Here is a 25,408-nt window from a genome sequence, read left to right as displayed (position 1 = left end):
GGGGGCAGATCCCTTTTCCAGTGGAAAAGGGATCTGCCCCCTTCTCCGACCCCTTCTCCGCTCTCCGGGTATGGCCCGGCGCGACCAATGGCGCTACCGCAGCGGCCTTCGATCAGGGAGAATCGGTGCGTCCCCTCCAGCCGACGGGACGTCCTTACAACCCGCCGACTGGAGAGAGCGCGCGTGGAAGCTACCGTACATTTCATCAACAGCATCATCTGGAGCAAGGCACTGATCTTCATGTGCCTGGCCGCCGGCCTGTTCTTCAGCCTGCGCACCCGCTTCATGCAGATCCGGGGTTTCGTCGAGATGTGCCGCCTCACCGTCAGGGGTGAGAAATCCGACGCCGGTGTGTCCTCGTTCCAGGCCCTGGCCATGTCGATGGCCGGCCGCATGGGCATCGGCAACATCGCCGGCGTGGCCACCGCCATCGCCTTCGGCGGCCCTGGCGCGATCTTCTGGATGTGGGTGATGGGCTTCCTCGGCGCGTCCACCTCGTACGTGGAATGCACCCTGGCGCAGATCTACAAGACCAAGGACGCCGAGGGCCGCTACCGTGGTGGTCCGGCCTACTACATCGAAAAGGCGATGGGCCTGAAGTGGTACGCGCTGGCGTTCGCCATCGCCACGATCATCGCTGCCGGCTTCCTGATGCCGGGCGTGCAGGCCAATGCCATCGCCGACAGCATCATCAACGCCTGCCGTGGCACTGCCCTGTGCGGTCCGCTCGATGGCCAGGCCTTCGGCATGGAGTCGGTGCAGGCGCTGAAGCTGGGCATCGGCATCGTCGTGGCCCTGCTGCTGGGCGTGGTGATCTTTGGTGGCGTCAAGCGCATCGCCAACTTCGCTGAAGTGGTGGTCCCGTTCATGGCCGCCGGTTTCATCCTGATGGCCATCGTCATCATGATCATCAACTACGATCGCGTGCCGGAAATGTTCGGCATCATCTTCAAGAGCGCCTTCGGCACCCACGCCGCATTCGGCGCGATGATGGGCCTGGCGGTGGAGTGGGGCATCAAGCGCGGCATCTACGCCAATGAAGCCGGCCAGGGTTCGGGCCCGCACGCGGCGGCCGCTTCGGAGGTCTCGCACCCGGCCAAGCAGGGTTACGTGCAGGCCTTCGCCATCTACTTCGACACCATGATGGTGTGCACCGCCACCGCGTTCCTGATCCTGGCCAGCGGCACCTACAACGTGTACTCGCCGGTGCCCGGCGCCGCGCCGATCTTCCAGGGCCTGGCCGGCATTCCGGAAGGCGCGGGCTACGCCCAGGCCGGCGTGGAAGCGGTGCTGCCGGGCTGGGGTTCGGCATTCGTCTCGATCGCCATCTTCTTCTTCGCCTTCACCACCATCATGGCGTACTACTACATGGCCGAGACCAACCTCAGCTATGTGAACCACAACAAGAAGCGCCCGCTGACCGTGCTGCTGCTGCGCCTGGGCATCATCGGCATGGTGGTGTTCGGTGCGTTCCACAATGCCACCCTGGCCTGGGCGCTGGGTGACATCGGCGTGGGCCTGATGGCCTGGCTGAACATCATTGCCATCCTCATCATCCAGAAGCCGGCCATGCTGGCCCTGCGTGATTACGAACGACAGAAGAAGCTCGGCCTCGATCCGATCTTCGACCCCGATGCCCTGGGCATCAAGAACGCCGATTTCTGGCGTCAACGCAAGCTGGAGTTGTCCCGTAGTGAATGATCCCTGGAAGAATGCCCGCCGCCCGTCGTCGCGACCGCCGCGGGCCACCCCGCTGCCTCCGCGTGAGGGCGGCACCCCGCCGCCGCCGGGGCGCGGCAACGACGAACTGCGCCTGTATGGCTGGAACGCCGTGCAGGCGCTGTTCGCCAAGCGCCCGCAGGCGCTGCGCAAGCTGTACCTGGTGGACGCGCTGATTCCGCGCATGCAGCCGGTGCTGAAGTGGTGCGTGGCCAACCGCGTGGGCTATCGCGTCGTCGAGGAAGGCGACCTCAACAAGCTGGCTGCCACGACCCATCACGAAGGCCTGGTGGCCGAAGTGCTGCGTGCGCCGGTCGTGCCGCTGGCACAGTGGCTGGCCGATCTGGAGCAGGGCCCGGCGCTGGCGTTGTGGCTGGATGGTGTCGGCAACCCGCACAACTTCGGTGCGATCCTGCGCTCGGCCGCGCACTTCGGCGTCAAGGCGCTGCTGCTGCCGGCCGGCAGCACGCTGGCGCTGTCCGGTGCTGCCGCACGCGTGGCCGAAGGCGGTGCGGAATCGGTGCCGCTGGTGCAGCTGCCGGAGACTGCAGAGGCGATGGCGCAGCTGCGCAGTGCCGGTTTCGGTCTGGCCGCAACCCTGGTCGAAGGCGGTGATGACGTGTTCCGCGCGTCCCTGCCGGAGCGGCTGGTGTACGTGATGGGCGCCGAAGGCGAAGGCATGGACCGCAACCTGGCAGGGCAGTGCGACCTGCAGGTCTCGATTCCCGGCAGCGGCGCGGTGGAAAGCCTGAACGTGGCCTCGGCCACGGCCGTGCTGCTGGCGCAGTGGGTGTGCCGCCGCAACACTTGATGCCGACTGTCGAGTACGCGGTCCCCGGAACCCGGCCACACGGCCGGGTTTCTTTTTGTCCTGCGATGGCGCTGCGGTTTTTGGCTGCACATTTTTAGAACTTGTCACATGGTCGGGCGGCTTCCTGCACCGCACGGTGGATCTTCATCCAACGTCGAACAGGAGTGGTTCCCATGTATTGCATCCAACGCAGCACACTGCGTACCGGCCTGGTGCTGGCCCTTGCCTCGCTCGCTGCGCCCGCGCTGCAGGCCGCAGAGCGCAGCCTTGATGGGGTCAACTTCACTGGCCCGCTGATCACCCCCAATCCAGCCGGCTTGCCGCAGGGCAACTGGTACATCGAACCGTACCTGGTGCGGGTCGACAGCCGTGATCACTACGACAACGGCGGCAATCGTCGCCGCAGCACCGAGCGCAATGGCGCGTGGGCGACGGTGGTGCCGATCATCTACGGTTTCAGTGACCGGGTAATGGGGCAGATGAATCTCAGTGCCTCGCGCTCGGAGTCCGGCAGCACGCGCAGCAGTGGCTTCCGCGCTGGTGACACCACCGCACGCCTGCAATACCTGCTGCAGGCGCCGAATGCGGATGGCACGCGTCCGGCCATCTCGGTCGCGCTGGTGCAGCGCTTCAGCACCGGCAGCCATGACCGCATCACCGGCAATCCGCTCGATGCGCAGGGCGACGGTGTGCAGCGCACCACCGCCGCAGTGGGCGTGCAGCAGGTGGTCTGGCTGGGCAACGACCGCCCGCTGCGCTGGCGCGCTCAGCTCAGCGCCGGGCCGGCGCCGTCGCGCACGGCGATCTCCGGAGCCAGCGTCTACGGCACCGATGACAGCTTCCAGGGGCACATCTCCCGTGGTTCGGTGCTGGGCCTGTCGGTGGGTGCCGAATACAGCTTCAATTCGCGCTGGGTGGGCGTGATGGAAGTGGCCGCCAGCCGTGAGGCCGCCCAGCGCATGAGTGGTTTCGCGCGCAACGCCAGCGGTGACTTCGAGCGCATCGACGAGCATCGCCCGGCCAGCCGCAGCGTCACCCTGGCGCCGGCCGTGGAATACCACTTCAGCCCGACGCTGGGCCTGATCGCCGGTGTGGAGTTCAGCGTGGCTGGCCGCAACACCAGCCATATCGTCAGCCCCCAGATTGCCCTGGGCATGTTCTTCTGAGGGCCCGCCGATGAACATCGAATCCATCGTCAACACGATCCTCGGCGTCGTCTGGAGCCCCTACCTGGTAGTGCTGTGCCTGCTCACCGGGCTGTACTTCAGTGTGCGCACGCGCTTCATCCAGCTGCGTGCATTGCCGGACATGCTGCGCCTGATGTTCCGCCATGAGCGCTCCGATGCCGGCGTGTCGCCGTTCCAGGCGTTGTCCATTTCGCTGTCCAGCCGCGTGGGCGTCGGCAACATCGCCGGCGTCGCCATGGCCATCGCCTTCGGCGGCCCCGGCGCGATCTTCTGGATGTGGATCGTCGCCTTCCTTGGCGCATCCAGTGCCTTCATCGAATCCACGCTCGCACAGATCTACAAGGACCGCGACGGCAAGGGGCAGTACCGGGGCGGCCCGGCGTACTACATCGAAAAAGGCCTCGGCCAACGCTGGTATGCAGTGCTGTTCGCACTGGTGACGGTGCTGGCGGGCGCGATGCTGGCTGGCACCCAGTCCAATGCGATCACCAGCGCGGTGAACGAAGCCTGGGACGTACCGGTGATGACCACCACCGCGGTTCTGCTGGTGGTGCTGGGCGCCATCCTCATCGGCGGTGTACGGCGCATTGCGCGCGTGGCCGAATGGGTGGTGCCGCTGATGGCCGTGGCCTACCTGCTGGTCGCGGCGCTGGTGATGGTGCTCAACGCGGACAAGGTGCCGGAGGTGATCATGCTGGTGCTGCGCAGTGCATTCGGCGTGGACGCAGCGTTCGGCGCGATGATCGGTACCGCCATCCAGTGGGGCGTGCGTCGCGGCGTGCTGTCCAACGAGGCCGGCATGGGCAGTGGTGCGCATCCGGCCGCCGCCGCGGAAGTCTCGCATCCGGTCAAGCAGGGCCTGGTGCAGTCGTTCTCGGTCTACATCGACACGATGGTGGTGTGCAGTGCCACCGCCTTCTTGATCCTGTCCACCGGCCTGTACAACGTCTACGACCCGGCGGTGAACGGCATTCCGGATGAGGCGCGCCTGCTGCTGGGCAATCTGCCGGGCGTCGAGGCCGGTCCCCGCTTCGTGCAGTATGCGGTGGAATCCGCGCTGCCGGGCTTCGGCCGTTCGTTCGTAGCGCTGGCGATCCTGCCGTTCGCGTTCACCACCATCCTCGCGCTGTACTACATGGCCGAGACCAACGTCAGCTATCTGTGCCGCGACCGTCCGGCGCCGTGGGTGATCGGTGGATTCCAGTTGATGTTCCTGGCGGCTGCCGGCTACTCGGCGGTGAACAGTGCAACGGTGGCCTGGTCGCTGGGCGACATCGGCGTCGGCCTGATGAGCTGGTTGAACATCATCGCCATCCTGCTGTTGCAAAGGCCTGCCCTGGCCGTTCTTCGCGATTACGAGGCGCAGAAGCGCAAGCAGCGTGATCCGCTGTTCAAGCCGCAGACGATCGGGGTAAGCAACACCCGGGTCTGGGAGAGCTGATACGATCAGGGGTCAGAGCCCTCGCCCTTGGCGAGGGCTCTGACCCCCTGTGTCACCGCATCATTCGTTCGGCGGCGTGGTCGCCTTGGCCTCGCTGCCGAAGCTGCCATCGGCTTCCGCCGCCAGGTACGCGAACACGGTGTATGCGGCCACGTTCTGCGCCAGCGCCTTCGGGTCGATCTTGTCCAGCGTGTCGTCGGCGGTGTGGTGCAGGTGGAAGTAGTCCGATCCGTCCTGCGCCAGCCACGCCCACGCACCGCCCTTGGCGGCCAGCGGGCCGACGTCCGGGCCCGGGCCCCCCTTGTCGGCCTGGTACTCGATCCCCAGCGGCTTCATCACTTCGGCAATCTGCTTGGTCGCTTCGCGCGAGCCTTCAGGGTTCGGCGAACCGGTATTGAAGGCATAGATGCGGCCGGCACCGAAGTCACTCTCGGCAGCCAGCTGGTGCAGGGCCACGTCCTTGGCATGCGCCTCGGCGTAGGCCTTGCCGCCATACAGGCCCTGCTCCTCGTTGGCGAAGGCGATCACGCGGATGGTGCGCTTCGGCGCCTGCTTGAGCAGGCCGATCAGGTGGCCCGCAGCCATGGTGATGCCCACGCCCGCGCCGTCATCCACCGCGCCGGTGCCCAGGTCCCAGGAATCCAGGTGACCGCCGATCACCACCACTTCCTTCGGCAGGCTGCGGCCGGTGATCTCGCCGATCACGTTGTACGAGGTGGCGGTGCCATCCCAGCCGCAGTCCAGCGCCACCTTCACTGTGGTGCTGCCACGGGCCAGCAGGCGGGCCAGCTGGTCGGCATCGGGCACCGACAGCGCGGCTGACGGCACCGGGGTCAGGCCATCGTCAAAACGGGTGATGCCGGTGTGTGGCACGCGGTGCGAATCGGTACCGGCCGAGCGCATCAGGAAACCAACCGCGCCCTTGCGGATCGCCTCGGACGGGCCCTTGCTGCGGATCGCGCCGCCACGGCCATAGTCGCGGCCATCGCGGAACGGCAGCATCTGGTAATCGACGAAGGCGATCTTGCCCTTCAGCGAACCGGCGGGCGCGGCCTGCAGGGCGGCCAGGTCGGCGAAGCGCACCACCTCGGCTTCCACCGTGCCGCCCGGGCTGCCGCCCAGCGCCGTGATCTGCAGCGGCTGCGGGTTCCTGCCGGTCACGGCAGCATGTTCACTGCGGCGCTCCCACTTCGGGAAGGTCACCGGTTCCTTCCACACCTTGTCGAAGCCCAGTGCCTTGAACTTGGCCTCAGCCCAGGCCACGGCGCGGGCGTCGGCTTCGCTGCCGGCGATGCGCGGGCCGATCTCGGTGGTGAGCGACTCGACCACCTTCCAGCCGGTGTCGTCGGCCAGCGCCTGGTCGCGCAGCTGCGCAGCGGTGGCCAGAGACGCCGGGGGCAGGGTAGTGGTGTGCGGCGCCGCAAAGGCCGGAGCGGCCAGCAGGGCGAGGGAGGATGCGATGGCAAGGACGCGGCGACGCATGGGCAACTCCGGAAGGGACCAAGCCTTGGAGCTTAACAGTCGTTCAGGCCCGCGCATGGGCGGGAGGTCATGGCTGCCGCGGATGCTGTTTTCCGCCAGATGCAGCAAAGCGAAAGCCCCGCCGGAGCGGGGCTTTCGTGTGCTTCTGTAGAGCCGAGCCTATGCTCGGCTGCCTTTTGCAGATCAGCCGAGCGTGGGCTCGGCTCTACAGATGGGAGGGACGCCAGTCGGCGCCCGATCCCCTTATTTCTTCAGGCTGTCGCGGATCTCGCGCAGCAGCACCACTTCCTCGGCCGGTGCGGCCGGTGCGGCTTCCTGCTTGCGCGACAGGCGGTTGATCGCCTTGACCACGATGAAGATGGCGAAGGCCACGATCACGAACTGGATGATGGTATTGATGAAGTCGCCGTAGCCAACCACCACGGCCGGAATCTCCTTGCCATCCGGACCCAGGTGGGCCGGCGACAGGGTCCAGGCCAGGCTGGAGAAGTCCACGCGGCCGATCAGGTAGCCCAGCGGCGGCATGATGATCTTCTCGACCAGCGCGGTCACGATCTTGCCGAAGGCCGCGCCGATCACCACGCCGACGGCGAGGTCGATGACGTTGCCGCGCATCGCGAATTCCTTGAACTCGGTGAGCATTCCCATTGTTGTTTTTCTCCGGTGGGGGAAGTGGACAGCGCGCAGGGTAGCGCAGGTGGTGTCAGCCGGCGATCACGCCGTGGCGCTCGGCCACGTTCTCCAGGCGCGCGCTGAAGCGGTCGCCCGGCTTGAGTGCTGCCACGCCGGACGGGGTACCCATGAACACCAGGTCGCCGGCACGCAGCTGCCACAGCTTGGACAGCTCATGCAGGATCTCCGGCACGTTCCAGATCATCTGGTCCAGCAGCGCCTGCTGGCGCACTTCACCATTGACCTCCAGCGACAGGTTCAGCGCGGCCAGGTCGCCGACTTCCTCTGCGTGGACGATTTCGCTGATCGGCGCGGAGGCATCGAAGCCCTTGGCGGCATCCCACGGGTGGCCCTTGTCCTTGGCCGCAGCCTGCAGGTCGCGGCGGGTCAGGTCCAGGCCGACGGCGTAGCCGTAGACCAGTGCTTCGGCATCGGCCACGGCCAGCTCGCCTGCGGGCGCATCACGGCCGATCGCCACCACCAGCTCCACTTCGTGGTGCAGATTGGCGGTCGCCGGCGGGTAGGGGATGGCGTCGTCATGGCCGACCACGATCGCATCGGCCGGCTTGCTGAAGAACATCGGGCGGCCACGGTCATCGGCCGCCGGCACCGCCGCGCCCATTTCGCGGGCGTGGTCGGCGAAATTGCGGCCGACGCAGTAGATGCGGTGCACGGGGAAACTGCCGCCACCGGCTACCGGTACACGCGGCAGGGCTACGGCAGGGATCACATCGGAGACATCGGACATGCGGGCATCCAGGAAGGGCGTGCCCGCAGTCTAGAACGCATGGCGCCCGCCGTCAGCGGGCGCGGAGCACGTGGATCAGCGCGAGGCCGGCAGCACCGGCTTGCGCACTACGCGGTACTCGCCTTCGACCACCGTCGGATCGACAGGACGGGCAACGCCCGGCTTGCGCGAGGCCAGCAGCTTCCACGCCAGGCCGACCAGGATCATCGCTGCACCGACGAACACGCCGATGAACACCATCGCCGCCAGGATCGCCAGGCCAAGCAGGCCCACGGCAACGCGCACCAACGGATGGCGCGGCTTGCGCGGCGCGAACAGGGTGCGGAACTGGTTGAAGGCGGATGCGCGATTGAACATGGCGGCTCGATAGGCTGGGATCAGCGAAACCAGAGTATCGGGACGTGCCACTGTCATTGAGTGAAAAACTCGTTAAATATAGCCTGTGCTTATTACGGATCAATGACTTGTGTTCATGTCGCAGCCAGTCACCTGAGCAGGCATGCGACAATTCCGGTTTACCGTCCGAGCCTTCGCCATGTCTACCGCCGCTGCCCTGATCGCCCTTGAAGCCATTGCCGATGGCGCGTTTGCCGAGGTCGAAGCAGTGGTCGATGGCGATGCCGAGTCGCTGGTGCTGTACCGCGACGGCGGGCAGGTCCGTGCCTTCCTGAACATCTGCCCGCACGCCGGCCGCCGCCTGGACTGGGCCCCTGGCCAGTTCCTGAAGAGCCGCGAGGGCCACCTGGTCTGCGCCGCGCATGGCGCCTCGTTCGCGCTGGACAGCGGCGACTGCATCGCCGGTCCCTGCAAGGGCGACCGCCTGCGTGCGGTACCGGTGGACGTGCGCGACGGGCAGGTTTACCTGGCTTGAGGCAACCGGCGTGCGAACCAAGGTTCGCACCCACAGGATCAATGGGTATCCAGAGATTCATCTATGCATGGCGTGGATCTACTGTGTCGACCAAGGTCGACACCTACCAACAGCAGCACGGAACGCCGTTCTGGCAGATCGCGGCAATCTGTCGAAGGCGGGGTGGGTCCGGTTGCGGGGGTGTCCGCGGCATGGATGCCGCGGCCAAGCCCCCATGGACGGGTTCACGGCGTCCCCCGCAACCGGACCCACCCCGCCATCCCACGGAATGCACGCTGTTGCTGTTGCTTCGGCTTCTGCGGGTGCAGGGCGCAGCCCTGCCAACAAACCCCAACCCTCAGAACATCAGGTTGATCATCAGCACCACCACGCAGGTGTAGATCAGCGACAGCGGGCCGCCGACCCGCCACATCTCGCGCGGGGTGTAGTTGGCCGGGCCGATGATCATCGAGATCACCGGGTTGGAGGCCGTCATCAGGTTGTTGGATGCCGACAACGCCACGATCAGCGCGAACGCGGTCGGGTTGCCACCTGCCGCCAACGCCAGGTTCACCGCAATGGGCACCATTACGATGGTCGCGCCCACATGGCTGATCACCAGCGAGAACGCCGTGGTCAGCAGTGCCAGCGCCACCTCCAGCACCCACACCGGAATGCCGGTGGGCAGCTTGTCGATGGTATGGCCGGCCACCCATGCCGCCGCACCACTGGAGTCCATTGCCCAGCCGAGCGGAATCAGCCCGGCCATCATGAATACCGTTTTCCAGTTGATCGAGGCGTAGGCCTCGTCCATGCGCAGCACGCCGGTCAGCAGCATGCCGGCCACGCCGGTCATCAGCGTCAGCGCCACCGGCAGCTTGCTGGTCAGCGCGATCAGGATGGTCAGCGCGAAGATCGCCATGGCGATCTTGAACTTGTGCGGGCGCTGCTCACCGGTGGGATAGTCGGTGACCACCACGAAGTCACGGCTGCGCGCGGCCTGCGCCAGGTCGGTCCAGATGCTGTGGAAGACCAGCATGTCGCCGGCGCGCAGCTGCACATCGCGCACGTCCTCGCGGATCACCTGCTTGTCGCGGTTGATCGCCAGCAGGCTGATGCCGCGCTCCTTGCGCAGGCGCAGATCGGCCGCGCTCTTGCCGATCACGTTTGATGTCGGCGGCACCACCGCCTCGGAAATACCGGCGCGGCTGGGGTTGAACAGGTCGCCCAGGTGCTTCAGGCGCGAGGACATGCGCAGGAACTGGTTCTGTGCGAAGTCGTTGATCTGGTCACGCGGCCCCATCGCACCGAGCACGCTGCCGACCCAGATGCGCATCTCCGCCGGCGGCGCCAGGCGGGTGTCGTTGCCGGTCTTCAGGGCAAGCAGCAGCGGCGCATCGTGCAGGTTCTCGGCCTCGCCCAGGGTCATGCCGACCAGCGGGCTTTCAGCACTGACCACCAGCTCGAACACATCACCTTCGATGCCGTAGGTTTTGGCGAAGTAGCTCTCGGTGCGTGCCGGCGTGACGCCGTCGTTGACCAGGCTTTCTTCTTCAACCAGCTTGCGGTCGCCGTAGTAGCGGAAGTACAGCAGCGAGGCGATCAGCAGGGCCACACCGATCGGCAGCGGCGCGAACATGCGCAGCGGCTCGATGGTGGCCAGGCCCGAGGGCAGGTTGTTGTTGGCCGAAGCCAGCAGGTCGTTCAGCAGGATCAGCGGCGAGTTGCCGACCATGGTCAGCGCGCCACCCATCACGATCGCTGCCGAGATCGGCAGCAGCAGGCGCTGCAGGGTCAGGCCGGTGCGCGCTGCCAATCGCGAGGCGACCGGCAGGTACAGCGCCATCACCGACGGGTTCTGCATGAAAGAGGAGTTCAGGCCGGCAATGGCCGTGGTCATCATCAGCAGCCGCTGCTCCACGCCGTGGCCGCGCCGCAGCAGCCAGGCCGCCAGCCGGTTCAACGCCCCGGTGCGGTCCAGGCCCGCACCGAGGATGGTGGTGGCGATGATGCTCATCACCGCGTTACCGGAGAAACCGCCGAAGATCTCCTCCGGCGCGATCAGGCCGGTGACGCCGAGCACCACCAGCACCACCAGCGCGACCACGTCGGCGCGGATGCGCTCGAACAGGAACATCGCCATCGTGAAGCCGACCAGCCCGAGCACGAGCTTCATGTCGTTGGTCAGCGTCAGCGCGGTATCCATGTGGGGCGCGGCGTCCTCAGGCGATGATCAGGTGCGGTCGTACAGCAGGTCCCAGACGCCGTGGCCGAGCTTCTGGCCGCGGGTCTCGAAGTGGGTCTGCGGGCGCCAGTCCGGGCGCGGCACGCTGCCCCGCGGGCCGGCACGGTTGACCAGGCCGGCGGTGACATCGAGCACGTCCCACATCTGTTCGGCGTAGTCTTCCCAGTCGGTCGCGCAGTGCAGGCGGCCACCCGGGCGCAGCTTGCGCACCAGCAGGTCGGCGAACGCCGGTTGCAGCAGGCGGCGCTTGTTGTGGCGCTTCTTGTGCCATGGGTCCGGGAAGTAGATGCGCACTTCATCCAGCGCGCCATCGGCGATCTCGTTCTGCAGCACCTCCACGGCATCGTGGTGGTACAGGCGCACGTGGTCGGCGTTGTCCTCGGCCAGCGCGTTCAGCAGGCGGCCCACGCCCGGGGCGTGCACCTCGATGCCGATGTAGTCGCGCGACGGATCGTGCTGGGCGGCGAAGCGCAGCGCGGCACCGTTGCCGAAGCCGATTTCCAGCACCTTGTGCGCCGGGCGGCCGAAAGTGGCGTCCAGGTCACGCGGCTGGCCGTTGTAGTCGATGCCGAAGCGCGGCCAGCGTTCGTCGAACGCGCGCTGCTGGGCGGGAGTGAAACGGCCCTGGCGCAACACGAAGCTGCGCACCTCGCGGCGGCCCTCGCTGACGGTGAAGGGCTTGGGCGGGGCCTTGGAACCGGCGCTGTCAAATGGATTGGTCATCAGCCGATCAGCCCATCCACCGGAGAAGAGGCGCTGGCGTAGCGCTTGCGCGGGATGCGTCCGGCCAGGAAGGCTTCGCGGCCGGCCTCGACGGCCTTGCGCATGGCGCTGGCCATCAGCACCGGATGGCGCGCACCGGCGATGGCGGTGTTCATCAGCACGCCGTCGCAGCCCAGTTCCATCGCGATGGCGGCATCGGAAGCGGTGCCCACGCCGGCGTCGACGATGATCGGCACCTTGGCGTCTTCGATGATCTGCAGCAGGTTGTACTTGTTCTGGATGCCCAGGCCCGAACCGATCGGCGCGGCCAGCGGCATCACCGCGGCGCAGCCGATCTCCTCCAGGCGCTTGGCCAGGATCGGGTCGTCGGAGGTGTAGACCATCACCTCGAAGCCGTCCTTGACCAGCTGTTCGGCGGCCTTGAGGGTCTGCACCACGTCCGGGTACAGCGACTTCTGGTCGCCCAGCACTTCCAGCTTGGTCAGGTTGTGGCCGTCCAGCAGCTCACGGGCCAGCCGGCAGGTGCGCACGGCATCTTCGGCGGTGTAGCAGCCGGCGGTGTTGGGCAGGATGGTGTAGCGGTCCGGCGGCAGCACGTCGAGCAGGTTCGGCTCGCCCGGGTTCTGCCCGATGTTGGTGCGGCGGATCGCCACGGTGACGATCTGGGCGCCTGCAGCCTCGGTGGCCAGGCGGGTTTCTTCCAGATCCTTGAACTTGCCGGTGCCGGTCAGCAGCCGCGAGCCATAGGTCTTGCCGGCGATCACCAGCGAATCGGGGGAGACATGAACGTTCATGGCGCGATTATCGCCTATCCGCCTGAAGATGGGATCACGCAGAGGGTGGGGAAGAGTGGGGTCAGATCCCTTTGCCATCGGCAAAGGGATCTGACCCCCTGGGTACACGGACAGCTTCAGCCCCCGCCCAGCGCGTGCACGATCTCGACCACATCACCCTCGGCCAGTACATGTTCGCCGTGGCGGCTGCGGCTGACGATCTCGCCGTTGACCTCCACTGCCACCCGGCGCTGCAGCAACTGCTCGGCCTCGAGCAGGTCGTGGAGGGTCGCCGAAGCGGGCAGGGTGCGGGGTTCGCCATTGAGCTGGATGTTCATCGCCGCATTGTCGCCGATGGCCTGCGCGGATCGGAACCCTTGCAAATTTCATTGATCGCCAGCCCCGGCACAGCATGGTCCAGCGCCCTCAGGCGACAATCCATGCGGCGGCGCAGCGTGAGCAAAACGCAGCGCAGTGAAACCATTCACCGTGCGCCGGCGTACGTCCGCCGGGTCCCCAACGATTTCCCCACAGGAGTTTCCTACATGCAGCTCAGCAAACACCCGATCCGCTCCCTGATGGCGGCCGCGATCGCGCTGGCCGCGCTTCCGGCCATGGCAGGCGAATCCCCATACTCCAAGGCCGTGTTCTTCGGTGACAGCCTCACCGATGCCGGTTATTTCCGCCCGTTGCTCGATCCGGGCGTGCAGCCGGTCACCGGCCAGTTCACCACCAACCCGGGCTGGGTGTGGTCGCAGCAGGTCGCCAATTACTACGGCCTCAACGGCGGTGCCAACGGCAACGGCCAGAAGGGTGACAACTATGCTGTCGGTGGCGCCCGCGTATCGGTCGACGAAGCGGGTGGCCTGGGTGCCATTCCGTCGCTGAAGTCGCAGGCTGCTCGTTACCTTGCCGCAAATGGCGGCAAGGCTGACGCAAACGCCCTGTATACCGTCTGGGGCGGTGCCAACGACCTGTTCGCCGCCGCGGGTAATCCGGCGCAGGCACAGGCCATCATCGGCGCGGCCGTCACCGACCAGATCGCTCTGGTCGGCGCGCTGAAGCAGGCTGGTGCACAGTACGTGCTGGTGCCGAACCTGCCGAACGTCGGCCTGACCCCGGCCTTCCGCGGCCCGAACGCGGCCACCGCCACCGCGCTTTCGGCCGGCTACAACAAGGCCCTGTACGGTGGCCTGAAGCAGGCCGGCATCGAGTTCATCCCGCTCGATACCTTCACCGTGCTGGGCGAAGTGGCAGCCAACCCGGCGATGTACGGCTTCACCAACGTCACCAGCACCGCCTGCAGGATCGATCCGAACAACTCCACTGCAAGCATCATCGGCTGCAATCCGACCAGCTATGTCAGCCCGGATGCGGCCAACACCTATCTGTTCGCCGATGGCGTGCACCCGACCACGGCGGGCCACCAGCTGCTGGGCCAGTACGCGGTCTCGGTGCTGGAGGCCCCGCGCCTGCAGCAGGTGCTGAGCCACTCGGCGCAGACCATCGGTCGTTCGCGTGCCGATCAGGTCAGCATGCACCTGGGTGGTCGTCCGGCCGACGGCCTGTCCTGGTGGGGGGGGCGTGCGCGGTGACCTGCAGCGCTACGACCACGCGGATCTGTACGACGGCCTGGCGCCGGCCGGCCTGTTCGGCATTGACTGGGCGCGCGACGGCATGGTGTTCGGCGGCTTCGCCGGCTTCGGCCGCCTCAACGCCGACTTCGGCAACAGCCGTGGCGACTTCACCCAGAAGGACACCACCGCCGGTCTGTTCGCCGGTTGGTACGGCGATCGCATCTGGGTGAATGGCCAGGTCAGCTACACCTGGCTGTCGTATGACGTGAACCGCAAGGTCCAGCTTGGCCCGGCCACCCGCGAGCACGGTGGTTCGCCGGACGGCAGCAACCTGACCGCCGCCCTGAACGCCGGTTACGAGTTCGGCACCGAAGGCGGCTTCCGCCACGGCCCGATCGCTTCGGTGATCTGGCAGAAGGTGAAGATCGATGGCTACACCGAAAGCGCTGCGGCCGGCACCCTGGCCACCGCGCTGGGTTACGACCGCCAGAACGTTGATTCTACCGTTGGCCGCATCGGCTGGCAGGCCCGCTTCGATGGCGGCACCCTCAAGCCGTACGCGCAGCTGACCTACGACCATGAGTTCGAAGACACCAAGCAGGCCAGCGCATGGCTGCAGACCCTGCCGGAACTGGGCAGCTACCGTGTGCCGGGCCTGAAGTTCGACAAGGACTACGCGACCGTCGTGCTGGGTGCCCGCACCGAACTGTTCGGGCTGCAGAGCAACTTCGGCCTGAGCGCTTCAGCCGGGCAGAAGCGTGCCCAGGACGCTACGCTGTTCGCCAACTTCAGCGGCACCTTCTAAGCAGCAACCGCCGGGGTCGGAGCCCTTTCGGCAAGGAAAGGGCTCCGGCGCCGCGCGGATGCGGCGGTCACCATTGCGCTGCACCGGCCCCACCGCATAGACTTTCACCTCCAATGCGGGCGTAGCTCAATGGTAGAGCTGTAGCTTCCCAAGCTACTGACGTGGGTTCGATTCCCATCGCCCGCTCCATGTTTCCAGCGGTCTGCGCCAGGCAGACGCTCCGCGATATCCGAACCCCGCTTTTCCGCGCATGGATCCGGTCGAGATGGTCGGTGAATGCCAGGGCTGGACGTTCGCTTCGCAAACACCCCTTGGCCGGATCGGCCGTGTCCTCACGCGCGCTGGCGCGGGGCCTGCATGACAGGAATTCCCCTGCTGCAGCCGCAGCTGCTGTGGCCTCCTCGGCTTGGTCGGGTCGCAGGGTTCAGTTGATGCTTGGCTTCGGAATGCTAAAAGATCGTTAGCTGTTGACGCCCATCATCCATTGCCCGGAGCGTGAATGATCGCTGCACTTGTGCCCATCAGGCGATGCTTTGATTTTTCCGGACGATCCGACCGGAGGGAGTTCTGGTCGTATTCGCTGCTTGCCGGGTTCGTGATGGCGGTGAGCTACAGCGTGATGGATCGCGGTTACTGGCTGGTCGGCTACCTGTCGTTCGATTGGGAAACGTCCGAGATCCTGTGGAAGCTGGGATGGGTCATGACCGTCTGCGCTGTCATCGTCTTCCTGCCTCCGATGCTGGCCCTGACCGTGCGGAGATTGCACGATATCGACGAGTCAGGCTGGTACACCGTGATCGCGTTCATTCCGTTGGGGGTGTTCGTCCTCTTTCCGGTCATGCTGCTTCCCGGGAGCGAGGAAGAGAATCGATTCGGTGCAGTTCCGGGGATGCAGGATGATTGAACCGGCATCGGCCGCAATCGATCAGAGCGGCCATGCAGACGTGGACGGTTCGCAGCTGCGCCCCTCTCATCCGCATGCCGGTTGATCGAAGCGCCGTCCGGCGCTACACCCAGTGGGTGCCGTTCCTGGCCTTGATCGCCGTCTGCGTGGCCTGGTGGTCACCTTGGGGCGTGATTGTCGGCCTTGCCGTGTGCCTTGCGCTGGGGGGCGCGCTGCAGCGAATCGATCTGGTCGGCGATGCCGTGGGCGGTTCACGCCTGCGCTCGCGATCGATGACGCCCTTTGCCGACCGGCCGCCCGCACATGATGTGCTGTTGGATTGGGGCGAGCTGGGCATGGGCGGGCCGGCGTACAGCACGCAGATGCTGCGCGATGGCGCCATCGTCGAAGGCGTATCCACCGGCGGCAGCCGTGATGCCAGCGGTGAATGGCAGGACCTTCCGGGAGGCGCGCTGCGCCTGGCCAGCGGATACGTTGATCGATGCGAAGCGGTGCTCGTCTACGACGAGCGCCGCAAGGCGGTGCACGTGCTTGCGGCTGCTCCCAGCCTGTTCCGGCAGCAGCTGAGCGAGCGCCGGCAGTCCGAGGGGGACGCCGGGGCGGAGTCGTGGCTGCGCAGCCAGTCCGGCGGCGTGACCCAGCTGCATCCCTGCCGCGGCCTATGGCTGGAGCACGGACATCCGGCGCTGGCCGCCGGAGTGCCGCAGGAGCTGAGGTACCTCCTGCCTGATGCCCGGGTCCTGCGCGCGGTCCCACTGCTTCCCGATGATCTGCGCGTGACCGCGCATCCGGCCCTGTTCGCGTGCATCTGCCCGTACTCCCTTTACCTTGACGAGGCCTGCAGTGGTCGCCACGTCTGTGATCTGGAGACGGTGATCGCGAGTCCGTCGGGACGCTGCGTGGTGGTGGCCGGCAGTGTGCTTGATGAAAACCTGCGACCCATCGAGGGCGTGTGGCTTGCCTGCTGGCAGGGGCGCTGGCAGGCCTTTGCCCGCCATGCCATGGGAGGCTTCGGCAAGGCCCGGAGCGTGGCCTGGATCAATGTGATCGACGTTGACGATGACGGCACACTCCAGTGCGAAGCCTACGAGGAGCGCTGGGAGTTCGATGCCGTGCATCGGTACCCCACGCCCCACACAGCCTTGGAGTTGCCCGTGGAATGGCGTGAAACCGGGTTGGCGCTGCGCGCCCGTGATGGGCGTTTCAGGCTGCGCCTTCCCTCGCGCTGATCAGGCCTCGGCGGCGCGCGCGCTCGTTTCCCGCAGCGACAGCGCATATTCCTCGGTGAACAGCCCCGACAATGCCTGGCGCTGCTCCGCATCGATCTCGCGCGAGGCGTTGGTCGTGTAGTCGAAATGCACCATCACGCAGTGCCCGCTGGCCACCAGGGCCTCGAACTGGAACGCCTGCTGCACGATCGACAGCGACGAGCGGCCGATGCTCTCGATCCGGGTCTCGATGCGCACTTCGTGCCCCGCCTGTATCTGCTGCAGGAAGTCGATCTCGTAGCGGCGCAGGATCAGCGCCAGATCGCGCATGCTGGCCTCGCGGCTGAAATGCCGGAAGATCTCCTGGCGACCTTCCTCGAACCAGACGGGCAGGGCGGTGTTGGTGACGTGGCCGAGTACATCCACTTCGGAGAAGCGCGGAAGGATCGTCAGTGGCATGGAGTCTCCGGGGCATGGCGGGTGGAGTCTCCGGCGACGGCGCTGCCATCGCCGGAGACGGTACGGCGGCCAGCGGCTGTCAGTCAGAGTAGAAGCCGTTGCCGAGGGTGCCGGGCAGGCCGGGTTCCGGCCATGGCATCAGCGATGTGCAGGCGTCATACAGCGTGCAGAAATCCTGCCGCAGTTGCGCAGGCACCCAGCTGCCGTAGGAAACGTCGGTCGAGTCGCCCTGGCACGCGTAAGAGACATCGATCCAGCGGGTATTGGCATGAGACGCAACGCCCTGGTGCTGGGTCCTGCCGGTGCAGTAGCGCAGGCCTTGGCCGATCAGGGTGTTGTTGGCATCGAAGTAGAGCCGGGAGACTGCATGGGTCGGCGCAGCCTGCACATCTGCGGCGCCTCCCACCAGGCCAAACAGCAACAACAGCGGAATTCCCATTCGCATCTGTGGTTCTCCTTGGTTTGCATGGGCCGGCAGTGTCTGTCCTGTAGCCGGCAGGGCATCTTCGCACAGCCCTGCCAGGCACGCAGAATCGCCTGCCCGCGCGACATCATCCACCCGCCACACGCCCGCGCTATGCTGCGCGCCTGCCGCCCGATCCTGCCGCGATGAAGCTCGCCATCCTGTCCCGCAACAGCTCCCTGTATTCCACCCGTCGGCTGGTCGAGGCGGCACGCGCGCGCGGCCATACTGTGCGCATCCTCGACCCGCTGCGCTGCTACATGCGCATTGCCGCCGATGGCTTCTCGATGCACTACAAGGGCCGGCCGATGACCGGCGTGGACATGGTCATCCCGCGCATCGGTGCCTCGATCACCCGCTACGGCACCGCCGTGCTGCGGCAGTTCGAGCTGATGGGCGCGCGCACACCCAATCCCTCCGACGCGATCCTGCGTTCGCGCGACAAGCTGCGCGCGCACCAGCTGCTGGCGGCCAAGGGCATCGACATGCCGGTCACCGTGTTCGGCGACAACCCCGACGACACCGTCGACCTGCTGTCCATGCTCGGTCCGCCCCCGCACGTGGTGAAGCTCAACGAAGGCACCCAGGGCCGCGGCGTGATCCTCACCGAGAAGGCCAGCGCCTCGCGCGGCATTGTCGAGGCCCTGCGCGGGTTGTACGCCAACTTCCTGATGCAGGAGTTCATCGGCGAAGCCAAGGGAGCCGATCTGCGCTGCTTCGTGGTCGGTGATCAGGTGGTGGCCTCGATGCAGCGACAGGCGCCGGAAGGGGACTTCCGCTCCAACCTGCATGCCGGTGGCACCGCCGTGGCCGCCAAGGCCAGCCGCGCCGAGCAGCAGGTCGCTGTGCGTTCGGCCAAGGCGCTGGGCCTTTCGGTGTGCGGGGTGGACCTGATCCGCTCCGCACGTGGCCCGCTGGTGCTGGAGGTCAACTCCACGCCGGGGCTGGAAGGGATCGAGGCCGCCTGCGGGGTGGACGTGGCCACGCGCATCATCGAACACGTCGAGAAGCTTAAAAAGCCCTGAGTATTCAATGATTTGAGATTCTCACGGACGGATGAGGCGGGCTTTAACAAGCCTTTAATCGGCCCGCGCGTAGGCTTCAGCGAACCGCAGCTCTGCCTCTCAGCAGGATCGGTATCGGGATACAACTTCAGACCCAGGCGGGGGCACCGCCTGGGTCTTTTTTATGCCTGCCCGGTGTCCCTTGTGGAGGCAGCGTGACGGCCGTAGAGTGGCCCCCATCGTTCCTGGATGGATCGGAGGCTGGCGATGTACCGCATCACGATGATCGCGTTGTTGCTGGGCCTGGCCGGATCTGCTGCGGCCAAGCCGGAGACATCCGTTGTGCAGATGGACCGGCAGTCGCCGGTGGCCGAGCAGGTGCGCCAGGTCGAAAAGGCCCTGGATGATGGCGATTACAGCGAGATTTCCGCTGATGACCGCAGCGAGGTACGCCAGGCACTGGCCCGGATCACCGCGCGGATGGGCGCCCACCAGAGCCTGCAGGAACTGCCACCGCAGGTGCAGGGGGAGGTCTTCAACGACCAGGAGCGCATCAATACCCTGCTCACCCGCGCCCACGAGGACAGCCGGCAGATCTGCCAGCACACGCGCAGCACCGGCAGCAACATGCCCAAAAGCCGCTGCCTGACGGTGGCCGAGCGCCGCCGGATCGAGGAAAAGGGCAAGGCGCTGTTGAACGACCAGCGCACCTTCAACAACTTCAACCCTGCCAGCTCGCGGTAGGGCTTCCGCGGCCCCGACCATTGGCACTTGCTGGCGTGAAGGTGGTGCGAATAGAGTCGGGATTCGCCACAGACAAGGATTTGTTTGCCATGAAACAGGCTTTGATGTCGGCCGTCCTGTTGTCAGGACTCGCCCTGGTCAGTACCGCATCGGCATCCCGGGGCAAGGAGGTGTTCGTGCCCGGTCAGCCGCTGCAGCAGCAGATCGCGCGTATCGAGGTGGAGCTCAAGGACGGCGAAACCTATTCGGAACTCAAGCAGGACGAGCGCACCCGCGTCAACGACGCCCTGGCACGCATGCGGGCAGCGGTGGAGCAGTACCCGGCGCGCGATTCCATGCCTGAACCGGTGCAAACCCAAGTCTTCAACGATCAGCAGGTCGTGAACACGGTTTTGACACAGGCGCGTGAAGATAGTCGTCTAATATGCCAACGTGAAAAGCCCATCGGTTCCAATCGGACCACGACGCAGTGCATGACCGTTGCCGAGCGTGCTCGGCAGAAGGAACGGGCACAGCAGGATATGAGGCAGGTCATGCGCGCCGGCAGTACAGTCAATTAGAGGTGACAGTGAGAATCCTGGTAATCGAAGACAACAGCGACATTGCGGCCAACCTGGGCGACTATCTGGAGGACCGGGGGCATACGGTGGACTTCGCGGCTGACGGGGTCACCGGCCTGCATCTGGCCGTGGTGCACGAGTTCGACGCGATCGTGCTGGATCTCAACCTGCCAGGCATGGACGGCATCGAAGTCTGCCGCAAGCTGCGCAATGAAGCGCGCAAGCAGACCCCGGTGCTGATGCTGACGGCCCGCGATTCGCTGGACAACAAGCTGGCCGGCTTCGATTCCGGTGCCGATGACTACCTGATCAAGCCGTTCGCGCTGCAGGAAGTGGAAGTGCGTCTGAACGCCCTGTCGCGCCGCGGCAAGGGCGTGCAGACCCGCGTGCTGGAAACCGGCGATCTGGAGTACAACCTGGACACGCTGGAAGTTCGCCGCCAGGGCAAGCTGCTGCAGCTCAACCCGACCGCACTGAAGATCCTGCAGGCGCTGATGGAAGCGGCGCCGGCGGTGGTGACCCGCCAGGAACTGGAAACCCGCGTGTGGGGCGAGGAACTGCCCGACTCGGATTCGCTGCGCGTGCATATCCATGGCCTGCGTGCGGTGGTCGACAAGCCGTTTGAAGTGCCGCTGATCCAGACCCGCCATGGCATCGGATACCGCATCGCCACCCCGGAAGCCTGATTCCGTGGCAGCCAAGGGGGAGCGCCGGCGCACGCCATACAGGCGGCGCCTGCGCAGCCGCATCATCGTCTCGTTCGTGTTGTTGGGCTTCTGCCTGACAACACTGTTCGCGTTCGCCACCAACTGGGCCCGCCTGCGCGTGGAAAACCAGCTGGTGGAAGAGCTGATGAACCGCAACATCGACGAGTACGCGCGGCGCTACTACGAACACCCGGGCCACAACCCGGACGCGCCGGTGCTGCAGATCCGTGCGTATGCCTATTCCAAGGACAAGTTCGACCGGGTGCGCGAAGAACGCGCGCAGTGGGCGGGCTTCTCCGATGGCATCCACAGCGTCAGCGGCGACGAACACGGCGAACCCTATTCCTACAAGCTGGCCGTGCGGAAGACGCCCGACGCCTGGTTCTTCCTCGCCTATGACATGACCGACAGCGTGCGCGGTGGCAAGCAGCTCAACCGCGCGCTGGTGTTGTCGGTGCTGGTGTTCAGCGTACTGTCGCTGGTGCTGGGCTGGTGGTCGGCATCGAAGGTGATGAAGCCAGTGTCGGACCTGGCCGCGCGGCTGCGTGCGTACCGTGGCGGTACCAGTGATCCCGAGCCCTTGGCGCCGCGCTTTCCCGATGACGAGGTGGGGCAGCTGGCACAGGCGCTGGACGACTATTCCTCGCGGCTGACCGAAGTGGTGCAGCGCGACCGAGAGTTCAATGCAGACGTCAGCCATGAACTGCGCACGCCGCTGGCGGTGATCCGCGGTGCCACCGAGCTGCTGCTGACCCGGCCCGGCCTGGACGAGAAGGTGCTGCAGCGCCTGCAGCGCATCCAGCGTGCCGAGCAGCAGTGCAGCGACCTGATCGGTGCGCTGCTGCTGCTGTCGCGCAACGAGCGAGGGCAGGGCACCAGCAACGTGGCCCGCGTGGCCGAGCAGCTGCTGGATGCGCACCGCGCGCAGCTGGGCGGCAAGCCGCTGGAGCTGCTGCTGGAAGGCGAGCGCAACCTGGTGATCGATGCGCCCGAAGCGGCGCTGTCGGTGGCACTGGGCAACCTGATCGGCAACGCGGTGAAGTACTCGCAGGACGGCGAGGTACGCGTGTTCGTCGGCACCAATTCGGTGTCGGTAACCGACAGCGGCCCGGGCCTGAGCGAGGAAGATGCGGCCAAGCTGTTCCAGCGCGGCTACCGCGGCACGCACGCCGGCCATTCGCAGGGTGGCGGCATCGGCCTGTCGATCGTCAGCCGTCTGTGCGACCTGTACGGCTGGCAGGTGAGCGTGCGCCCCGGTGGCGAGCGCGGCGTGATCGCCACGCTGACGTTCTCGCCGAAACCCTTGTAAGGCGAAGTGGAGCCGAGCAGGGGCCCGGCTCTACAGTAGATCCACGCCATGCGTGGATGGGCTCCGGTAGTGCCGGTCGCTGGCCGGCAACCAGGCATCACCCCCCGGCCAACCCCAGATACCGCGCATGCAGCTGTTCCACCTGCACCTGCAGGTCCTCCGGCTGCCCATCATTGACCACCACGTCATCGGCCAGTGCCAGCCGCTGCGCACGACTGGCCTGCGCAGCAATCATCTGGTCGGCCAGCGCGGCGTCGATGCCATCGCGCTGCATCAGCCGGGCGTGCTGCACGGCTTCCGGCGCATCCACCAGCAGTACCCGGTCCAGCCAGGGGTATGCCTTTCGGCCACCGACCTCGGTCAGCAGCGGAATGGCGGCAATCGCATAAGGGCTTTCAGCCTGCTCGCACTGCTGTTGCATCAGCAGACGGATGGCCGGGTGGGTGATGGCTTCCAGCGCCGTCCGCTCGGCCGGGTCGGCAAAGACGTGGGCGCGCAGGCGTCCCCGGTCCAGGTTGCCATCGGCCAGCAGCATGTCGGCGCCGAAGCGCTCGGCGATGCGGGCCAGCGCCGGGCTGCCCGCAGCCACCACGGCCCGGGCGGCCAGATCGGCGTCGGCCACCACGATGCCCAGCGCCTCGAAGCGCCGGGTCACTTCGCTCTTGCCGGCGGCGATGCCGCCGGTCAGGCCAACCACGTAGCGGCTCATGGGGACTCCCCTCAGCGCAGCCCGCTCATCACCATGTACTGCTCCACCAGCGGCGCACCCCACATGAAGTACAGCCAGCCGGCAATGGCCAGGTAGGGGCCGAACGGAATCGGCGTGGCGCGGTCACGGCCCCGGCTGTACAGCCAGATCGAGCCGATGATGGCGCCCAGCACCGAGGACAGCAGGATGATCGGCAGGATGCCCTTCAGGCCACACCAGGCGCCCAGTGCCGCCAGCAGCTTGAAATCGCCGTGGCCCATGCCTTCCTTGCCGGTCAGCTGCTTGAACAGCCACCAGACCGTCCACAGCGACAGGTAGCCCACCGCTGCACCCACCAGGGCGGGCTTGGCCGGCATGTAGAGGTTGTCGATGCTGCCTATCAGCCCCAGCCACATCAGTGGCAGGGTGAGCTGGTCGGGCAGCAGCTGGGTGCGCAGGTCGATGCCGGACAGCGCGATCAGGAAGCAGGTCAGCACGATGGCGCCGAAACCCTGCCAGCCGAAGCCGAACTGCCAGACGCAGGCCACCACCAGCAGCGAGGTCATCGCCTCCACCAGCGGGTACTGCAGCGAGATCGGCGCCTTGCAGTGGCGGCACTTGCCGCCCTGGATGATCCAGCTGAACAGGGGGATGTTCTCGTACCAGCTCAGCTTGTGCTTGCAGTGCGGGCAGTGCGACGGCTCGACCACGATCCCCGGTGGGGGCGGCTCATAGAAGTCCGGTTCCTCCAGGACTTCGCGCGCATCGCGCTTCCACTGCCATTCCAGCCGCTTGGGCAGGCGCAGGATGACGACGTTCAGGAAACTGCCCAGCAGCAGTCCGAAGGCGGCCGCGGCGGGGTAGCCGAGGCCAGGATGCTGGTCGAGAAAAGCCATGTATGTGTTATCCGACGACGGCGCCGAGTTTGAAGATGGGAAGGTACATGGCAATCACCATGCCGCCCACAATGGTACCAATGAACACCATGATCATCGGTTCCAGCAGGCTGCTCAGGGCATCCACCGAATTGTTGACCTCCTGCTCATAGTACTCGGCCACCTTGAACAGCATGGCATCCAGCGCGCCGGCCTCTTCGCCGATGCCGGTCATCTGGATGACCATGTGCGGGAACAGGTTGGTCTGCTTCATCGACATGTTCACCGGGTAACCCACCGAGACGTCGTCGCGCATGCGCAGCACCGCCTCTTCGTACACGGTATTGCCGGTGGCGCCGGCCACGATGCCCAGCGCCTCCACCAGCGGCACGCCGGCCTTGAAGGTCACCGCGGTGGTGCGCGAGAAGCGGGCGATGGCGCTGTTGTGCATGATCTGCCCGATCACCGGCACCTTCAGCACGAACCGGTCCATCGCATGCTGCATCTTCGGCGAGCGCTTGTAGGACATGACCAGAGCGACTGCCGTACCGATCGCGACCAGCAGCATCAGCCACCACCACGACACCATGAATCTCGAGAGGTTCACCACCATCTGGGTGAAGGCGGGCAGCTCGGCGCCGAAGCTCTTGAACACGTCCTTGAACTGCGGCACCACGAACACCAGCATGATGCCGCTGACCAGCATCGCCACCACCACCACCATGATCGGGTAGAACAGCGCTTTCTTGATCTTGCCCTTCAGCGCTTCGATGTTTTCCTTGTAGGTGGCCACCGTGTCCAGCACGGTTTCCAGCACGCCGGCGCCTTCGCCGGCCCGCACCAGGTTGCGGTACAGCTCATCGAACTGCACCGGGTGCTTGCTGATGGCTTCATGCATCGAAGAGCCGCCCTCGATGTCGGTGCGGATGGTGTCCACCAGCTTCTTCATCCGCGGGTTCTTGTGCCCGCTGGCGATGATGTCCAACGACGATACGATCGGCACGCCGGATTTCATCATCGTGGCCATCTGCCGGCTGAAGAAGGCGATGTCCTTGGGCTTGATCGGGCTGCCGGCGGCGCCGAACAGCGGCTTCGACTTGGGCTTGACCTGGCCCGGGTTGATGCCCTGGCGGCGCAGCTCGGCGCGCAGCAGGTTGGCGTTCTTGGCCAGCTGCTCGCCCTTCATCTTCACGCCCCGCTTGTCGGTCCCCTCCCAGACAAACGGCTGCAGTTCCATGGTGGCACGCGCCACCGGCTCTTTCTTGATCGCACTGCGACTGACAGACATGTTGGCTCCCCAAGACCCGCCATCCCCAGGCGGGTAACTAGCCATTGATGGTAGCGGGTTCAAGGCCGGATGGGCAGTTGGCAGGCGGCCCAGCGTGCGATTTCGTGCCGGGTGCCGACCAAAGGTGACGTACTGCGTCACATTGCCGCGTCCATCGCAGATTCGG

At 66.1% G+C, this 25,408-nt stretch carries 25 protein-coding genes, 1 tRNA gene and 1 pseudogene; 14 read left to right on the top strand and 13 right to left on the bottom strand.

What is annotated here, in order from left to right; all coding sequences use genetic code 11:
* The first annotated feature begins 183 nt into the window (after positions 1-183).
* The 4 genes from EZ304_RS06875 (at position 184) to EZ304_RS06860 (ending at position 5,158) form a co-directional block, all read left to right on the top strand.
* Positions 184-1,701, top strand: coding sequence for an alanine/glycine:cation symporter family protein (locus EZ304_RS06875; RefSeq protein ID WP_049429891.1), 1,518 nt, complete (start codon positions 184-186; stop codon positions 1,699-1,701).
* Entirely contained in the window at positions 1,694-2,530 is an 837-nt protein-coding gene (locus EZ304_RS06870) for a TrmH family RNA methyltransferase (protein ID WP_142806636.1), read from the top strand. The genes EZ304_RS06875 and EZ304_RS06870 overlap by 8 nt, the downstream gene beginning before the upstream one ends.
* 173 nt (positions 2,531-2,703) lie before the next feature.
* Entirely contained in the window at positions 2,704-3,696 is a 993-nt protein-coding gene (locus EZ304_RS06865) for a hypothetical protein (protein WP_142806635.1), read from the top strand.
* Between the two features lie 10 nt (positions 3,697-3,706).
* Positions 3,707-5,158, top strand: coding sequence for an alanine/glycine:cation symporter family protein (locus tag EZ304_RS06860; protein ID WP_142806634.1), 1,452 nt, complete (start codon positions 3,707-3,709; stop codon positions 5,156-5,158).
* Positions 5,159-5,218: 60 nt separating this feature from the next.
* Here EZ304_RS06860 and EZ304_RS06855 read toward each other — a convergent pair whose 3' ends face one another.
* The 4 genes from EZ304_RS06855 to EZ304_RS06840 all read right to left on the bottom strand — a co-directional run bounded on the left by EZ304_RS06855 (position 5,219) and on the right by EZ304_RS06840 (position 8,417).
* On the bottom strand, positions 5,219-6,640 hold the full coding sequence (locus EZ304_RS06855) for a M28 family peptidase (RefSeq protein ID WP_005410820.1): 1,422 nt from the start codon (positions 6,638-6,640) through the stop codon (positions 5,219-5,221).
* A 243-nt stretch (positions 6,641-6,883) separates the two neighbouring features.
* Positions 6,884-7,288: a large-conductance mechanosensitive channel protein MscL gene (gene mscL, locus EZ304_RS06850; protein WP_014038282.1), complete on the bottom strand. Its 405-nt coding sequence runs from the start codon at positions 7,286-7,288 to the stop codon at positions 6,884-6,886.
* A 55-nt stretch (positions 7,289-7,343) separates the two neighbouring features.
* A complete protein-coding gene (locus EZ304_RS06845; protein WP_099553762.1) occupies positions 7,344-8,060 on the bottom strand; it encodes a fumarylacetoacetate hydrolase family protein in 717 nt (238 codons plus the stop codon).
* A 75-nt stretch (positions 8,061-8,135) separates the two neighbouring features.
* Positions 8,136-8,417, bottom strand: coding sequence for a hypothetical protein (locus EZ304_RS06840; RefSeq protein ID WP_005410817.1), 282 nt, complete (start codon positions 8,415-8,417; stop codon positions 8,136-8,138).
* A gap of 178 nt (positions 8,418-8,595) precedes the next feature.
* Here EZ304_RS06840 and EZ304_RS06835 point away from each other — a divergent pair, with 178 nt between their 5' ends.
* Positions 8,596-8,931 carry a Rieske (2Fe-2S) protein gene (locus tag EZ304_RS06835; protein ID WP_142806633.1) on the top strand — a complete coding sequence of 112 codons (336 nt, stop codon included), beginning with the start codon at positions 8,596-8,598 and terminating at the stop codon, positions 8,929-8,931.
* A gap of 337 nt (positions 8,932-9,268) precedes the next feature.
* Here the strand turns inward: EZ304_RS06835 and EZ304_RS06830 are convergent, their stop codons facing one another.
* From EZ304_RS06830 to thiS, 4 genes are all read right to left on the bottom strand, one after another.
* Positions 9,269-11,116, bottom strand: coding sequence for an SLC13 family permease (locus EZ304_RS06830; RefSeq protein ID WP_142806632.1), 1,848 nt, complete (start codon positions 11,114-11,116; stop codon positions 9,269-9,271).
* Positions 11,117-11,143: 27 nt separating this feature from the next.
* The gene (trmB, locus tag EZ304_RS06825) at positions 11,144-11,878 is read right to left on the bottom strand and encodes a tRNA (guanosine(46)-N7)-methyltransferase TrmB (RefSeq protein WP_142806631.1); all 735 of its coding nucleotides are present in this window, start codon (positions 11,876-11,878) and stop codon (positions 11,144-11,146) included.
* Positions 11,878-12,672: a thiazole synthase gene (locus EZ304_RS06820; protein ID WP_142806630.1), complete on the bottom strand. Its 795-nt coding sequence runs from the start codon at positions 12,670-12,672 to the stop codon at positions 11,878-11,880. Before EZ304_RS06820 ends, trmB begins: the two co-directional genes overlap by 1 nt.
* 116 nt (positions 12,673-12,788) lie before the next feature.
* Entirely contained in the window at positions 12,789-12,989 is a 201-nt protein-coding gene (thiS, locus tag EZ304_RS06815) for a sulfur carrier protein ThiS (RefSeq protein ID WP_008265079.1), read from the bottom strand.
* Between the two features lie 240 nt (positions 12,990-13,229).
* Between thiS and EZ304_RS06810 the strand changes: the two are divergent.
* The 4 genes and pseudogenes from EZ304_RS06810 (at position 13,230) to EZ304_RS06795 (ending at position 17,166) form a co-directional block, all read left to right on the top strand.
* Positions 13,230-15,033: pseudogene (locus EZ304_RS06810) on the top strand (autotransporter outer membrane beta-barrel domain-containing protein).
* 115 nt (positions 15,034-15,148) lie between these two features.
* Positions 15,149-15,222 (top strand) — tRNA-Gly (locus EZ304_RS06805).
* Positions 15,223-15,532: 310 nt separating this feature from the next.
* The gene (locus tag EZ304_RS06800; protein WP_099553753.1) at positions 15,533-15,937 is read left to right on the top strand and encodes a DUF805 domain-containing protein; all 405 of its coding nucleotides are present in this window, start codon (positions 15,533-15,535) and stop codon (positions 15,935-15,937) included.
* Between the two features lie 74 nt (positions 15,938-16,011).
* The gene (locus EZ304_RS06795; protein WP_142808076.1) at positions 16,012-17,166 is read left to right on the top strand and encodes a hypothetical protein; all 1,155 of its coding nucleotides are present in this window, start codon (positions 16,012-16,014) and stop codon (positions 17,164-17,166) included.
* On the opposite strand, the gene EZ304_RS06790 is transcribed toward EZ304_RS06795, so the two are convergent.
* Positions 17,167-17,604: an acyl-CoA thioesterase gene (locus EZ304_RS06790; protein WP_142806629.1), complete on the bottom strand. Its 438-nt coding sequence runs from the start codon at positions 17,602-17,604 to the stop codon at positions 17,167-17,169.
* 79 nt (positions 17,605-17,683) lie between these two features.
* On the bottom strand, positions 17,684-18,049 hold the full coding sequence (locus tag EZ304_RS06785) for a hypothetical protein (RefSeq protein ID WP_239506832.1): 366 nt from the start codon (positions 18,047-18,049) through the stop codon (positions 17,684-17,686).
* Between the two features lie 164 nt (positions 18,050-18,213).
* On the opposite strand from EZ304_RS06785, the gene rimK reads away from it, so the two are divergent.
* The 5 genes from rimK to EZ304_RS06760 all read left to right on the top strand — a co-directional run bounded on the left by rimK (position 18,214) and on the right by EZ304_RS06760 (position 22,391).
* A complete protein-coding gene (gene rimK / locus EZ304_RS06780; protein ID WP_005410807.1) occupies positions 18,214-19,092 on the top strand; it encodes a 30S ribosomal protein S6--L-glutamate ligase in 879 nt (292 codons plus the stop codon).
* A gap of 246 nt (positions 19,093-19,338) precedes the next feature.
* The gene (locus EZ304_RS06775) at positions 19,339-19,815 is read left to right on the top strand and encodes a hypothetical protein (protein WP_142806628.1); all 477 of its coding nucleotides are present in this window, start codon (positions 19,339-19,341) and stop codon (positions 19,813-19,815) included.
* Positions 19,816-19,904: 89 nt separating this feature from the next.
* A complete protein-coding gene (locus EZ304_RS06770) occupies positions 19,905-20,375 on the top strand; it encodes a hypothetical protein (RefSeq protein WP_099553743.1) in 471 nt (156 codons plus the stop codon).
* 8 nt (positions 20,376-20,383) lie between these two features.
* Positions 20,384-21,061 (top strand): response regulator transcription factor, encoded by a 678-nt coding sequence (locus EZ304_RS06765; protein WP_005410804.1) that lies wholly within the window; start codon positions 20,384-20,386, stop codon positions 21,059-21,061.
* Complete coding sequence (locus tag EZ304_RS06760; RefSeq protein WP_099553741.1) at positions 21,024-22,391, top strand: sensor histidine kinase; 1,368 nt, start codon at positions 21,024-21,026, stop codon at positions 22,389-22,391. The genes EZ304_RS06765 and EZ304_RS06760 overlap by 38 nt, the downstream gene beginning before the upstream one ends.
* 97 nt (positions 22,392-22,488) lie before the next feature.
* Here EZ304_RS06760 and coaE read toward each other — a convergent pair whose 3' ends face one another.
* Genes coaE through EZ304_RS06745 form a run of 3 tightly spaced genes read right to left on the bottom strand, consistent with a single transcriptional unit; the run spans position 22,489 to position 25,242 of the window.
* On the bottom strand, positions 22,489-23,100 hold the full coding sequence (gene coaE / locus EZ304_RS06755; RefSeq protein ID WP_142806627.1) for a dephospho-CoA kinase: 612 nt from the start codon (positions 23,098-23,100) through the stop codon (positions 22,489-22,491).
* An 11-nt stretch (positions 23,101-23,111) separates the two neighbouring features.
* The gene (locus EZ304_RS06750) at positions 23,112-23,975 is read right to left on the bottom strand and encodes a prepilin peptidase (RefSeq protein WP_049429911.1); all 864 of its coding nucleotides are present in this window, start codon (positions 23,973-23,975) and stop codon (positions 23,112-23,114) included.
* 7 nt (positions 23,976-23,982) lie between these two features.
* Positions 23,983-25,242 (bottom strand): type II secretion system F family protein, encoded by a 1,260-nt coding sequence (locus EZ304_RS06745; RefSeq protein WP_142808074.1) that lies wholly within the window; start codon positions 25,240-25,242, stop codon positions 23,983-23,985.
* Positions 25,243-25,408: the final 166 nt, after the last annotated feature.

Origin of the sequence: Stenotrophomonas maltophilia, assembly GCF_006974125.1 — a bacterium.
In the GTDB taxonomy this organism is placed as follows: domain Bacteria; phylum Pseudomonadota; class Gammaproteobacteria; order Xanthomonadales; family Xanthomonadaceae; genus Stenotrophomonas; species Stenotrophomonas maltophilia_O.
The sequence above is the reverse complement of the archived record's forward strand: the minus strand, read 5'-3'. Positions and strand labels throughout refer to the sequence as shown.